This is a genomic window from Phyllobacterium sp., from assembly GCF_037994405.1.
GTDB lineage: Bacteria > Pseudomonadota > Alphaproteobacteria > Rhizobiales > Rhizobiaceae > Phyllobacterium.
The window spans coordinates 1-12,426 of sequence record NZ_JBBNAN010000170.1 but is presented as its reverse complement, the minus strand read 5'-3'; the positions used below and the strand labels follow the sequence as shown (position 1 = coordinate 12,426).

The 12,426-nt window shown below is 55.4% G+C and carries 14 protein-coding genes and 1 pseudogene; 9 read left to right on the top strand and 6 right to left on the bottom strand.

The genetic code is table 11. The features are described from left to right. The 3 genes from AAAC48_RS09985 to AAAC48_RS09975 form a co-directional block, all read right to left on the bottom strand. Positions 1 to 945 (bottom strand): bifunctional riboflavin kinase/FAD synthetase (locus AAAC48_RS09985; RefSeq protein ID WP_340654033.1); only part of this gene is annotated, 945 nt, incomplete at its 3' end. An 8-nt stretch (positions 946 to 953) separates the two neighbouring features. Then, positions 954 to 1,802 (bottom strand): TIGR01459 family HAD-type hydrolase, encoded by an 849-nt coding sequence (locus tag AAAC48_RS09980; protein WP_340654035.1) that lies wholly within the window; start codon positions 1,800 to 1,802, stop codon positions 954 to 956. 115 nt (positions 1,803 to 1,917) lie between these two features. Next, on the bottom strand, positions 1,918 to 2,250 hold the full coding sequence (locus AAAC48_RS09975) for a helix-turn-helix domain-containing protein (protein WP_340654032.1): 333 nt from the start codon (positions 2,248 to 2,250) through the stop codon (positions 1,918 to 1,920). A gap of 136 nt (positions 2,251 to 2,386) precedes the next feature. Here AAAC48_RS09975 and AAAC48_RS09970 point away from each other — a divergent pair, with 136 nt between their 5' ends. The 4 genes from AAAC48_RS09970 (at position 2,387) to AAAC48_RS09955 (ending at position 5,245) form a co-directional block, all read left to right on the top strand. Continuing rightward, entirely contained in the window at positions 2,387 to 3,091 is a 705-nt protein-coding gene (locus AAAC48_RS09970; RefSeq protein ID WP_340654031.1) for a glutathione binding-like protein, read from the top strand. Between the two features lie 116 nt (positions 3,092 to 3,207). Next, on the top strand, positions 3,208 to 4,239 hold the full coding sequence (locus AAAC48_RS09965; RefSeq protein WP_340654030.1) for a cation diffusion facilitator family transporter: 1,032 nt from the start codon (positions 3,208 to 3,210) through the stop codon (positions 4,237 to 4,239). A 5-nt stretch (positions 4,240 to 4,244) separates the two neighbouring features. Then, complete coding sequence (locus AAAC48_RS09960; RefSeq protein WP_340654034.1) at positions 4,245 to 4,550, top strand: metalloregulator ArsR/SmtB family transcription factor; 306 nt, start codon at positions 4,245 to 4,247, stop codon at positions 4,548 to 4,550. Positions 4,551 to 4,792: 242 nt separating this feature from the next. Next, positions 4,793 to 5,245 (top strand): hypothetical protein, encoded by a 453-nt coding sequence (locus AAAC48_RS09955; RefSeq protein ID WP_340654029.1) that lies wholly within the window; start codon positions 4,793 to 4,795, stop codon positions 5,243 to 5,245. Positions 5,246 to 5,285: 40 nt separating this feature from the next. On the opposite strand, the gene AAAC48_RS09950 is transcribed toward AAAC48_RS09955, so the two are convergent. Further along, positions 5,286 to 6,191, bottom strand: coding sequence for a LysR family transcriptional regulator (locus tag AAAC48_RS09950; protein ID WP_340654028.1), 906 nt, complete (start codon positions 6,189 to 6,191; stop codon positions 5,286 to 5,288). A 298-nt stretch (positions 6,192 to 6,489) separates the two neighbouring features. Between AAAC48_RS09950 and AAAC48_RS09945 the strand changes: the two genes are divergently transcribed. The 4 genes from AAAC48_RS09945 to AAAC48_RS09930 all read left to right on the top strand — a co-directional run bounded on the left by AAAC48_RS09945 (position 6,490) and on the right by AAAC48_RS09930 (position 10,179). Continuing rightward, positions 6,490 to 7,158: an ABC transporter permease subunit gene (locus AAAC48_RS09945; protein WP_340654027.1), complete on the top strand. Its 669-nt coding sequence runs from the start codon at positions 6,490 to 6,492 to the stop codon at positions 7,156 to 7,158. A 4-nt stretch (positions 7,159 to 7,162) separates the two neighbouring features. Beyond that, positions 7,163 to 8,002 carry an ABC transporter permease gene (locus AAAC48_RS09940; RefSeq protein WP_340654026.1) on the top strand — a complete coding sequence of 280 codons (840 nt, stop codon included), beginning with the start codon at positions 7,163 to 7,165 and terminating at the stop codon, positions 8,000 to 8,002. After that, complete coding sequence (locus AAAC48_RS09935; RefSeq protein WP_340654025.1) at positions 7,999 to 8,844, top strand: transporter substrate-binding domain-containing protein; 846 nt, start codon at positions 7,999 to 8,001, stop codon at positions 8,842 to 8,844. The genes AAAC48_RS09940 and AAAC48_RS09935 overlap by 4 nt, the downstream gene beginning before the upstream one ends. A 93-nt stretch (positions 8,845 to 8,937) precedes the next feature. Beyond that, a complete protein-coding gene (locus tag AAAC48_RS09930) occupies positions 8,938 to 10,179 on the top strand; it encodes a CapA family protein (RefSeq protein WP_340654024.1) in 1,242 nt (413 codons plus the stop codon). A 37-nt stretch (positions 10,180 to 10,216) separates the two neighbouring features. On the opposite strand, the gene AAAC48_RS09925 is transcribed toward AAAC48_RS09930, so the two are convergent. Continuing rightward, positions 10,217 to 10,702 carry a helix-turn-helix transcriptional regulator gene (locus AAAC48_RS09925; RefSeq protein ID WP_340654023.1) on the bottom strand — a complete coding sequence of 162 codons (486 nt, stop codon included), beginning with the start codon at positions 10,700 to 10,702 and terminating at the stop codon, positions 10,217 to 10,219. Between the two features lie 1,135 nt (positions 10,703 to 11,837). Between AAAC48_RS09925 and AAAC48_RS09920 the strand changes: the two genes are divergently transcribed. Next, on the top strand, positions 11,838 to 12,083 hold the full coding sequence (locus tag AAAC48_RS09920; RefSeq protein WP_340654022.1) for a hypothetical protein: 246 nt from the start codon (positions 11,838 to 11,840) through the stop codon (positions 12,081 to 12,083). Positions 12,084 to 12,139: 56 nt separating this feature from the next. Here the strand turns inward: AAAC48_RS09920 and AAAC48_RS09915 are convergent. Then, positions 12,140 to 12,426, bottom strand: a pseudogene (locus AAAC48_RS09915) (hypothetical protein); the annotation flags it as partial.

The following is a 12,426-nucleotide window of genomic DNA, read 5'->3' as shown; positions in this document are numbered from 1 at the left end:
CGGCTTCACCCCCTGCAGGAGCGCCCGCGCTTCTTCCTCGTCGCGCCTTATCTGCTGCATCATCGGCTCGAGGCCATCAAACTTTTCTTCGCCGCGCAAATACCCAAAGAACGATACCGCGCAGCTCTCACCGTAGAGGTTGCCGCTGAAGTCGAAGACATAGGTTTCGAGCAAAGGCTTGCCGTTCGTATCGACGGTAGGCCTGCGACCAAAGCTTGCAACGCCATTGTAGAGCATGCCGTCGGCGCGGCGGAAGCGTACCGCATATATGCCATGCTTCAGATGTGTTTCGGGCGGCAGAACCATATTGGCTGTCGGAAAGCCGATGGTACGGCCCAGCTGCTTGCCGGCAATGACCTCGGCCCTAATCCGGTGGCGATAACCAAGGAGACCAGCGGCTTCCACCACCTCGCCTTCGCCGAAAAGCTCGCGGATGCGGCTCGACGATATCGCCTGGCCGCCCTCATCGCGGAAGGCATCGACAAGAGTGACGTGGAAACCGCGTTTCTCGCCGGCGTCCATCAGGAAGGCTGGTCCGCCCTGACGGTTCTTTCCGAAATGAAAGTCAAAGCCGGTGACGATGCGGCTGGCGGCCAAGCCACCAACCAGAATCTGATCGACAAAGACATCCGCGGTCAGTTGCGAAAACTCGCGGGTGAAATGACACTCCACCACTGCATCAAAGCCGAGCGCTTCCAGTATCAACGCCTTTTCGGCAGCGGGCGTCAGCCGGTCAACGGGCTGGTCGGGCACGAAGACACTGCGCGGATGCGGTTCGAACGTCAGCACAAGTGAGGGTTTACCTGCTGCATAAGCGGCTTCCAGTGCACGTTCAAGCACGGCCTGATGACCCCGATGCACGCCATCGAAATTACCGATTGCCACAACAGCGCCCTTGAGGTGCTCGGGCAGATGGGACGGATCAGTCAGACGCAGGATCGGCATATGGAACCTCAGGCCAATGCAGGCATGGTAGCAACTGGATTACTGCCATGCTTATCGAGAAAGGCCAGCAGTTTCTCAAGATCATGGACACCGCCCATCACATAGTCGCCCGCATGAATGCCCCCGGAGATATAGAGAGCATCGATACCGAAAAGATCGGCACCCTTGATATCGGTCAACATGCCGTCGCCGATGGCGAGAACACGCGAATGATCAACCGGCTTGCCACGCGCCTCCTCAGCGGCAGCGACTGCCGCCTCATAGATCGGACGGTGCGGCTTGCCGGCGATCAATGTGCGACCGCCAAGCTGACCATAGTCCCGCGCAAGTGCGCCAGCACACCAGATCAGCCGGTCGCCGCGCTCGACGACAATGTCCGGATTGGCGCAGATGAACGGCAGATTACGCGAGCGAAGACGCGTCAGCATTTCTGCATAATCTTCAGGTGTTTCCGTTTCATCGTCGAAGAAGCCGGTGCAGACAACGACGTCCGCCTCGCGCTCCTCAACGAGTTCGATATCGAGACCTTCATAGAGCGTTTCGTCGCGCTCCGGTCCTAGATGGAAGACGCGGCGCGGCGCATTGCGGATCAGATCACGCGTCACGTCACCCGACGTAACAATGCGATCATAGGACGATTCCGGCACGCCCAGCGAGTGTATTTGCTGAGCGACGCCAGCGAATGGGCGGGGGGCATTGGTGATGAGAACGATTGTCAGACCGGCCTGTCGCGCACGTGACAAGGCATTGGATGCTGCCGCGAACGAATTGACGCCATTGTGCAATACGCCCCAGACATCGCACAGAAGCACATCATAACGATCCATCAATGCGTCGAGACGCTGCAAATGTACCATGTCGGTCATGCCGATCCTTTCAGAAGACGGGTGGTATTACCCCAAGCCCGGGAGATGCCATCGCTTAGCCGATCAGGCCAATCGTGTCACGTGGGATTGTGTTCCGGGAAGAGGATCAGGCTGCCTTTGCCTCGCGATGTCTGGTCAGACGCTCACCGCATTCTCCGAGCACGTCGACCAGTGCGCGGAGGTGCAACCCTTCTTCGGTGAGAGTGTATTCAACGCGAACCGGAACCTCGGGGTAGACGGTCCGGCGGACGTAGCCCGCTTCCTCCAACGCACGCAAATCGAGCGTCAACATACGCTGCGAAATCTTCGGCATGTCGCGCCGCAAGTCGCTGAACCGCTTCGTGCCCTCCAGCAGATAATAGATCAAAAGGATGCGCCAGCGTCCGGCCAATACGAGCATGGCATTCTCAACCGGGCAGTGTGAAACCGTATCTTTCATTTTTCATCCAACCATTTGGAATGTTGGTATAAAATTTGTACCATCATGACATTTTTGTGCCTTCTTTACAATAGTAACCGCTGTCGCCATGTTCCATTTCACCGCGGTTCGTGAACTCAAAATCAGGGAAGTTGAAATGGAACCTGTACTGTTTTATGGCGTGCCGCATGGCTGCTCATTCGGATCAATTGTTGCGCTGGAATGGCTGGGACAGCCTTATTGCCTCAGCCGGATCGACATGCTGGCAAAGGCAAAAAGCAACATCTACGCACGCGTCAACAGCAAGCAGCAAACGCCGACATTGCTTCTGGAGGACGGCAAGCCGCTCAGTGAGAGCTTCGCCATCCTGCAAAACATTGCGGCGCGCGATCTGAACCGCAAACTGGGCTTTGCACAGGGGACCGAAGCGCACGACCGGCTCAACCAGATGCTCGCCTATCTGCATACGAGCTTTCACTCGGCATTCGCGCCTGCCTGGACGGCCTTCAAACTGAAGGATGGCGACCCGGCAATCAAGATGCTGCGTGATCTAGCCCGGGAAAAGGCGGTTGAAGGTTACGCCTATCTGCAATCGCATCTCGCCGATCGCCAATGGCTTGCCGGCGACAGCAAGACAATCGCCGACGCCTATCTCATCGGGATAGCGCGCTGGGGAGAAGACTTGCAGCTTTTCGATTTGAAGCGTGAGTATCCGGGACTCCATGGCTATCTGCAAAAGCTCGAGGCAGACAAGGCTGTGATCTTTGCCCATGCTATCGAGGACGGTCAGCCGGCCATTACGACCGGCCAATTCCTTGGTCACGTTGAGCTTGACGAGATCGAGACCTGCCTCGCCGCATAAACGCGCGTCTTGCTCGCGATCCACCGGCTCTGGCGCCGGTGGATCGAATTGACATGCCTCGGCTGACAGCATACATATGAACAAGTATCGATATGTTTGTTGAAAAAGGGCAAGCCATGTCGCATTCGCATGAGGGTCACGATCACGCGCCGAAGATCACGGCCGACAATCAGCGCAAAGTGCTGATCGCCTTCTTCATCACCTTTGTCTTTATGATCGTCGAGGTCATTGGCGGACTTCTGTCCGGCTCGCTGGCTCTGATTGCCGATGCGGGACACATGGTAACCGATGCCGCTGCCCTGGCTCTGGCTTATGCAGCATTTCACTTTGGCAAGCGCGCAGCCGATAAGCGGCGCACGTTCGGCTATTTGCGTTTTGAAGTCATCGCCGGGCTGATGAATGCGATCGCTCTGTTTGCCATTTTGATCTGGATCACCATCGAGGCTGTCGATCGGTTTCGCAATCCTGGTGAAATTCTGGCCGGTCCGATGCTTATCGTGGCGACGATCGGGCTGCTCATCAATATGGCGGTGTTCTGGATCCTGACACGCGGCGATAGCGAGCATGTCAATATCAAGGGCGCCGTATTGCACGTGCTGGGCGACCTGCTCGGGTCGGTGGGCACGATCATCGCCGCCATCGTCATTTATTACACGGATTGGACGCCGATCGATCCCATCCTGTCGATTTTCGTCTGCCTGCTGATCCTGCGCAGCGCCTGGGCGCTTTTGCGCAACTCGATGCATATCTTGCTTGAAGGCGCGCCAGCAAACGCGTCGCCCGAAGAGATCGAACAGCATCTGACGAAGACCATTCCCGGCCTCGCCAATGTCCGGCACGTGCATGTGTGGATGATCACGTCCGGCAAAGCGCTCGCCACATTGCACGTGCGGCCACAGGCAGATACCGACCCGCGTCTCCTCGTCAAGACGGTCGAGGCTGAACTCGTGAAGAAGTTCGACATCGAGCATTCGACAATCGCCATCGATTGGCCCGATACGGCCGCCGGCGATTGCTCTCTTGGAACAAACTCAACTGATCAGCATGAGAACAGCCACGATCATGGGGACCATGATCACAGCGATCACGACCATAGCGACCATGACCACGGTGTCCACACCCATCGCCACGAAGGCCACAAGCATTGAGCAAGATGGCCATCCCCTCACAACCCGACACAACAATCCTTGCGGAAACGTTCCGGCTGCTGGGCGATTCCACGCGCTTGCGCATCCTGTTCTTCTGCCTGGAGGCGCCAAGGTCCGTCGGCGACATAGCCACAAGCCTTGAGCTGTCGCAGTCGCTGGTCAGCCATCATTTGCGGCTATTGCGCGGTGCGCGGCTTGTGCGTGGCAACCGGCAGGCCAAGCAGATTTTCTACGAGCTTGCGGATAAGCACGTCAGCGGCATGCTTGTCGATATGGCCCATCACGTCTGCGAGGAAAGTGGCGACGACTGACGCTACCAGGCAGCTTGGCAAACTCGGAACCGACAAATTTGCATTAAAAGCGCAGGACTAATTCCAAATCACCATATTGACAATCGCAAACAAGAATAGGAATATATTCTTGTTTGCAGGATTTATTTCATGAATGCATTTTCTTCGCAATCACCCGAAATTCTTCGCCTCAAATCAAACATCGCCGCACATAATTTTCTACTGACGCTGATACGGTTGGCACCGCCAAATACCTATCCCGCATGAAATTCCGGCAAATTGAGCTCGGTCGCGATTTTGACCAATCTCGGCTGCGGCTGTTGCAAGATATTGCCCGCAAATACGACGCAAACCAGCCGCGCGTGCCAGCGGGTAATTCGGATGGCTGGCAATGGACCGATGGCGGTGGATTCGCCTCTGGCCAGTCCAAGCCATTTTCTGTTGATCCAATCAAGACCGGTGCGACATCGGCTCAGCCGCGCAGCAACTACGATCTTGTCAAACCTGCATCGTATTCCGGTCAAGGACAGCACAGCAATCTTGAATTCAACGAAAACCAGAAGGATGAACTAAGAAGGAGAATCGGCAGCGGGAAAGGCGCTGCAAGCATATGTGTTGAACCGAGAAAACCGTTATCGCCGGGCACGTATAATATCTTGTTATACTGGACCGAAGGATCGCGATTCAATTTGCGCAAAATCCGTCCAGCAATCTAAGACAACAAATGCCCGCGTCTCACCTGCTCGTCCATCGCCATCACCGCAGAGAACCGAATGAAGCAACCAGTTCGTTCAAAGTCAACTTCATTGAATTGCTGAGTTGACGTCCTTTCTGCCAAAAGACGACATAGTGATATATTGCCCCCGGTTCGAATGGACGAAACGTCAGCCCAAACCGCTCATATTCCCTAGCGATGAGGCTGTTTGTTACGGATATGCCGATCCCGGCGGCGACGAACCCTGCATCGTGACCGTTCGCATCATATTCAACCGCTATGTCGGGGTCGACACCCAGAAAGCGCAGAGCGTTGATGTTCATCTGGTGTGCGGAGAACCGTGGCTCGATGTCGATTAGAGCCTCGCCCTTGATGTCCTGTGGCGTTATGAGGTCTTTGCTTGCCAGCGGATGGCCCTGCTCGAATAGGCAGACATTCCTCGCCGTGCTGACCGGCGTCCAGTCAAAAGCTCGCTCGTCCAGTGGCAGGCGGGAAATTCCCAGATCTGCTCGCCCGTTGAGAATGTGTTCGGCGATTTGTTCGTAGCTGCCAGATTTTACCTGAAACGCAATTCGATTGCGCGTTTGGCGGATCGCCTTGATGGCTCTTGGAATGACCCCAAGGGAGAATGCGACTGGGGACGCCAGGCCTATTGTTCTCATGTCCTCGCTTCGCAAAGACGCAAGCGTCTTTTCGATCCTGTCAACACCTTGAAGTGCTCCATCAACGCTGCGCAGCACCTCCCATGCCCGATCTGAAGGTAGGAGCCGGTTGCTCTCTCGAGAAAATAACGCAAAACCGATTTCAGCCTCGAGCTGTTTAATTTGCTGGCTCACGGCGGGCTGGCTGATCCCAAGGACTTTTGCGGCGAGCCTTTCCGAGCCTGCCCGCAGGACCTCACGAAGAATCTGGAGTTGACGAATTTTCACGCCCGCTTTGTCAGCCATTCCTTAGCTCTGATTAACCGATTCTTGTGCTGCTGCGTGCGGAGCCAAAACGCGTTCCCTTAGTGCGCTGGTGCATTCTGTGGGCACTATAAGCTCTCCTTATCACAACAATCTGGACCTTATAGATTGACGCGGCAGATTCAAAGTATATTTTGCCAAACATGAACAAATATTACCTTGGATTATAACTATACAGGATACTACCTATGGTAGATATGCAGTATAGACGTAATAAAATTCTCATAATCTGACGTGTATTTTGTCCACTGCAATAGAATTACCAAGAGAGGATACTGCCTTGTCCGCCTTCGTCACCCAGTTCACGCATGGGCTCTACGTGACCATACTTGTGGCGACAGTAAGTGGTGCTTTAGGCACCATCCTCGGCCTATTCACCGCCATCATCAAATTGTCGCAACTTCGTCTTCCGGCGCTTATCGCGCAGGGCTATACGACGATCGTCCGAGGCTTGCCCGAGCTATTGGTGATCCTTGTCATCTATTTCGGCGGGACCGCGGTCATCACCGCTATCAGCGGCCGCTATATTGAAATCAATCCGCTCGGCGCTGGTATAGCTGCCCTGACGGTCGTCTTCGGCGCCTATTGCGCGGAGATTTTTCGTGGAGCGATCAACAGCATATCACCTGGGCAATGGGAAGCCGCGTCATCTCTCGGCCTGTCGCCGTGGCAAGCATGGTTGCTCGTGATTTTGCCGCAGATGATACGTGTGGCGCTGCCCGCTTTCGGCAATCTTTGCGTCTCGCTTGTCAAGGATACATCGCTGATATCGGTCGTCGGCCTTACCGACATCATGCGCGTCGCGTTTGTCGGCGCAGGATCGATGCGCGCACCTCTCACATTCTATCTCGCCGCGTCAGCGCTTTACCTGGCACTGACGAGCCTGTCTCTTGCATCGTTTCGACTGCTTGAGCGGCGCTTTCTTGTTCCCGGCAACGAGAAGGGCTGAGAACGTGCGCCTCGACGTGATCTTCGAAAGCATTGGCACGCTCGTCGACGGCGTCCTACTCACCTTTGTTCTAACAATTCTCTCGCTTGTCATCGGGTTAGTCGTCTCAGTCCCACTCGCATTCCTGAGAGTATCGCGCAACATATTCCTGTCGGCGCTGGTCTTGACATATACATACGTTTTCCGCGGTACGCCCCTTCTGGTGCAACTGTTTCTCATCTACTACGGCCTCGGCCAGTTGGAACTTGTCCGCCAAAGCTTATTCTGGCCGCTGCTCCGAGAACCATTCTGGTGTGCGCTCCTTGCCTTTTCTTTGAATAGCGCCGCTTACACGACAGAGGTGTTCCGGGGCGGCATCCAATCTGTGCCGTCGGGGGTCGTTGAAGCTGCTCGAGCGCTCGGCTTGTCGCGGACCATGCAGATGCGTCTGGTCATATTTCCTTTGGCATTCCGCATCGTGCTTCCGTCTTACGCAAACGAGGTTATCGGGATGCTGAAGGCGAGTTCCTTGGCAAGCACCGTAACCCTGCTCGAAATCACTGGCCTCGCGCGCCGAATGGTTTCTGATACTTTCGCTCCTTTCGAGGTCTTCCTCGCAGCGGGCCTCTTCTACCTTCTTTTGACCTTCGCCATATCGAAGTTGTTCCAGGCTCTGGAAGCGCATTTGACGCTCGCAACGCTCGCTGACAAGCCGCAGCATCCTCACGGCCGCGCCAGGCCAGCACAGTGGCAATTTGCCGGGCCGCGGCGCCTTGCTCGCAATGATGCTTCTTCTGAACCACCACATACGCACGACCAACGTGATCATCCAATCCAGCCGGAAAAAATGGGGAACCACACATGAACAAATCGATGTTCACTGCTTCACTGCTTGTTCTCGCATTGAGCCAGATCAATGCGCATGCCAGCGACAAGGCCGTCAGAATCGCAACGGAAGGAGCGTCTCCCCCATGGGATGCGATCGATGCCAATGGACAGCTCGTTGGATACGATATCGATGTCGGCAATGAGTTGTGCCGACGTATGAAGGTAGAGTGCACCTTTGTGGCGCAAGATTGGGACGGCATCATCCCGGCTCTGACCGTCGGTAAATTTGATGCCATCATGTCAGGAATGGCGATCACCGAGAAACGAAAGAAGTCCATCGCGTTTTCACAACCATATGGGGGTGGCTTCAATCAATTGGTGATGCGTAAGGATCTCGATCTACCGGCCACCGACACCAAAGCAAAAATCAACCTGACAAGCGTTGGAAAGGATCAACAGGTGATACTGGATCAAGTTCGCGCGACCGTTGCGAAGAAAACCCTTGGAGTCTTAAGATCGTCCAATTCCGAAGCCGTCCTCAACGAACTCTTCGGCCGGGTAGCGACGATCCGCAGCTACGATACGCAGGAAAACCTACATCTTGATCTTGTTGCGGGCCGCATCGACGGCGGGCTTGCCGATTATTTCACGTGGAAGACGTTCCTTGACAGCAAGGATGGAGACGTGGCCGCGTTTTACGGTCCCGAGTTGTCGGGAGGCCTTTGGGGACCCGGAGTCGGCATTGGAATTAGAAAGGAAGATGCCGATCTAGTCTCGGCCTTCAACGAAGCGATCGCCGGCAGCACCAAGGACGGCACGTTAAGAGAGCTCAGCGTCAAATGGTTCGGCATCGACATTTCTCCGCCACCGGCGGAATGAGCCGATCAAGTGGCTACCTCGTTGTCGACGGCGACTTCGCTGGCATTCCAGTTCCGGTTGGCGAAATCTTGCTAAATCCTAAAAGGCAATCCCATGTTCTTTCCTTTCACGGTCGTTATCACTGGCCAATCTCTGATTCATCACGACATTCGCCAATCATGCGACCCCGGCTTTGCGACTATTGTCGATACCCTGAAACAAGCCAACGTGGCTTTTACCAATTTTGAAAATACCGTGCTTGGCAGTCATGGTGGCTGGCCGATGAAGAGCTCCTACTTTGGTTGCTCAGATCCCTGTGTGCTCGATGCATTGAAGGAAATCGGTTTCAATGCATTGGCACTCGCAAACAATCATGCTTTTGATCTTGGCCCGCCGGGCATCTTGTCGACGCTTGAGGAGGTTCGCGCTCGCAAGTTCCTTTATGCCGGGATCGGCCTTGACAGGGATCACGCTGCGCTGGCGGGAGTCAAGACGCTCGGCGGTAGACAAGTGGCCTTGGTCGCCATGGATGCGGGACCAGGACCAGTGACCATGTACGCGGACAACGCGCGGCTCGGCCGGCCCCCAAGACCGGGCGTAAACGGGCTAGAGGTGTCAAGACTGTTCGAAGCGGACCAAGCGGCATTCGACATGCTGGAAACCATCCAGGCGACATTTCAGAGCACAAGGCTGGAACGGGCAAACTATGCCCAGCCTCATGATCCTTTGATTATCGATCAAGACAACGAGATCGATTTCTACGGGACTGTCTTCCGGCGAGCCGATGCCAACCATCGCCGGATTCTGGTGAATCCAGAGAGTGCTTCCATGCAGCTGGCGACGATCACCACTGCAGCAAAGCGCGGGTGCTTTGTCATCGCCTACCTCCATCACCATCATTGGGAGCCGCGTTGGCAAGAGGTACCGGAATGGGTCAGAGCATTCGCACATGACTGTATCGATGCCGGCGCACGCACTTTCGTTTGTCACGGCGTTCCGGTTCTGCAGCCGATTGAACTTTATAAAGGAGCGCCAATCTTCTTTGGGCTCGGCAACTTCATATTCCACACAAATGAGGGAGAGACTGAATGGAGCCCGCCGGAGGTCTGGAAGAGCGTCGTCACAACCTGCGTATTCGATCAAGCGGGGCTGCTGCAGTCCATTGATATTCTGCCAATCGTTCTGCGGGCAGAAGAGCGATTGACCGACGATGACTCTCACCACTGGCGCGTTCCACGACCCGCTAAGGGCGAAGCAGGAAAGCAGATCATCGATGATCTTGCCAATCGTTCGGCTCCGTTTGGCACAGTCGTCGAACGCCGGGGCGTCATTGGAAAAATATATATGAAGAACTGAAATTCGGATGCGTACGATGCATCCTTGCAGCCATCACTCAAGCGCGGCCATCGCCACATTCTTCTTCATCGCGCGTCAGCATCTGGATCAAAGCGAAGGTCCGAGTGCGTAGGCGCGGCGGAAGCCGCAGGATCTCATCGACAAAGCGGCGGCCTTCGGCAGTTGCAATATAGGCAATGCGGGCGTCAACGTCGGCAACTATGCTGTGGGTCGGTTCTGAGCCCGGTTCCGGCAGTCCCTCGAAAAAACGGGACACTGGAACATTCAACCGGCCTGCGAACTCGTAGAGCATCGACGCGCTGATGCGATTTTTCCCGGTCTCGTATTTCTGGATTTGCTGGTAGCTCAGGCCCGTTTCATGGCCAAGCTCGGCTTGGGATAAATTCGAATGAATCCGTCGGACGCGAAGCTGCTGACCTACGTGTAGATCAACCGGATGGATCGCCTGCGCGGCCGCTTTTGCATGCCGCACCGACTGGCTTCTTAAGCCGTTGGCGAACGCATTTGCTGCTCGATCATGCATTGCTTGGGATCCCCGCATAAAGGAGTTTTACGCGGTACGCCCCCGCTGAAAACTCGCTAACCGCTGATCGGGGAGTTGCAAACCGTACGAGACGGCCCTGAGGCCTTTAGTTCGGAGAACCTGGACATACGCCACAGGCTCCCCGACCATAAGGTCAAGGAGTGTGATGCCGTATCGGCCGGCATCAACCGCTCGTAGGGGTTTGCACGCCCCAGGGCAGCGCGTACTGCCCCACAGGATGTATAGCCAATTGTACGTTGTTTGCCAATGAGATAATCGTACGAGTTCAGTCAGCTTGACCGAAATATCCGTTGCGGCTAGCGCGGTTTCCTTGGATAGCTCGGCCTAAGCCGGGGCGAATTCGACCTCTTGTTGATGCTCGCCGATTACGCGTCGAAAGCTGCATTCAACACGTGCAAACTTGTAGCCGTTAACGGTCGCGGGTTAGAATTGACGGAGCCCCCCGCGCAAGCCTCTTTACGAAAATTGCCATTCCGGGTCATTCAAACTCACGCCGCCATCCGCGATGGCCGCCATAAGATCAGCCCACATCGGATCACTTACAAAACTTTCCAAAGTACCGCAGGAATCCTCCAATGAACGGTTACGACGCTTCTCAAGCGCGATTGAGATACCCCTTCCCCGCAACGATTCTAGCTCTGCAAACGTGTCCGTGTCTGCCAATAGTACGCGATGACCCCAAGCGCCCGGTATAACGTCTTTCGCTAAGTCGCGAAAAGATTTGGATCCGCACCGGTGGCGCGAAGGGCTGAACCGAGGACGTATCTCATCAAAGGGTAGTAAATTGTATGCCGACTTCCGCCAAGGACGCGCACGCCTGGCAACATTGCGGTCACGATGAACATCAAGAGGTTCGGGACAACCTTACGGGTCTGCAGTGCTTGAATCAGATCGGCGGCCGAAAAGGTCCATGTGAAATCTTCCCGCCCCCGTGCTTCAAGCTGCGAGCCGGCAAGGCGCAAAGGAAAAAGCCGGCCATGCTCGCAACCCCAAGAGAGGTCTGTTGAGTTCTTGAGCGTCCTTCGCAGAGCGCCTCTGTGTAGCGGAGCAAGTCGTGAGCGAAATTGGCGTCGCCGATCAGGCGTCGCGTCAGCCATGATGAACTGTCTTGTAGGTGATCGACTACGAGGTCAGCAATGTCTTCGTCATCGAGCTGCAGGAAATCGACGTCGGAATCAAAAAACGATCCCAGACCACTGCGTTCGCGCATCTTATTGCCTTGCCGCCGATGGAAATTCATCGGGGGCAGCAATGCCCTGAGCCTGGAGGATGCGTCGCCGTCAAATTCAGGTCGATCAACGTTTTTGAGTTGGAAACAGTACAAGCCGTTTCGTGCGAGGATGCTGAGGGGATCATCTGACTGCGAGTCAGTCCAAAGACATTGATGGCATTGCCTTCAAGCCTGAGCCAACCAGGTCATTTTCGTCCTCGTTCGACGAATTTGACTGTCGAGACTGCACACGAGATGTAGGCAGTCCGACGATGTGCCATCAACCCCATCAAGCTGTAGGCATCCGGCTCGATCAGCAAGTGAAGGTGCGGACCGGTTTGCATAACCGGCGCTTTGAGGATCTCTTCTCCAATGCGATGGATATGGTCCTCGGCACAGCCTTGCGGGCCGCCCGACGGACGCATCCTTGAACCAGAATCATCGCGTGTTCCCTGACGTTGCGGCGATATCGATGGGGCTCGATCTCGAATAC

Excerpts from the sequence above, each read along its gene's own strand:
- AAAC48_RS09980 (WP_340654035.1), bottom strand. The coding sequence starts at position 1,802 with ATGGTACATTTGCAGCGTCTCGACGCATTGATGGATCGTTATGATGTG.
- AAAC48_RS09975 (WP_340654032.1), bottom strand. The coding sequence starts at position 2,250 with ATGAAAGATACGGTTTCACACTGCCCGGTTGAGAATGCCATGCTCGTA.
- AAAC48_RS09970 (WP_340654031.1), top strand. The coding sequence starts at position 2,387 with ATGGAACCTGTACTGTTTTATGGCGTGCCGCATGGCTGCTCATTCGGA.
- AAAC48_RS09965 (WP_340654030.1), top strand. The coding sequence starts at position 3,208 with ATGTCGCATTCGCATGAGGGTCACGATCACGCGCCGAAGATCACGGCC.
- AAAC48_RS09960 (WP_340654034.1), top strand. The coding sequence starts at position 4,245 with ATGGCCATCCCCTCACAACCCGACACAACAATCCTTGCGGAAACGTTC.
- AAAC48_RS09955 (WP_340654029.1), top strand. The coding sequence starts at position 4,793 with ATGAAATTCCGGCAAATTGAGCTCGGTCGCGATTTTGACCAATCTCGG.
- AAAC48_RS09950 (WP_340654028.1), bottom strand. The coding sequence starts at position 6,191 with ATGGCTGACAAAGCGGGCGTGAAAATTCGTCAACTCCAGATTCTTCGT.
- AAAC48_RS09935 (WP_340654025.1), top strand. The coding sequence starts at position 7,999 with ATGAACAAATCGATGTTCACTGCTTCACTGCTTGTTCTCGCATTGAGC.
- AAAC48_RS09930 (WP_340654024.1), top strand. The coding sequence starts at position 8,938 with ATGTTCTTTCCTTTCACGGTCGTTATCACTGGCCAATCTCTGATTCAT.
- AAAC48_RS09925 (WP_340654023.1), bottom strand. The coding sequence starts at position 10,702 with ATGCATGATCGAGCAGCAAATGCGTTCGCCAACGGCTTAAGAAGCCAG.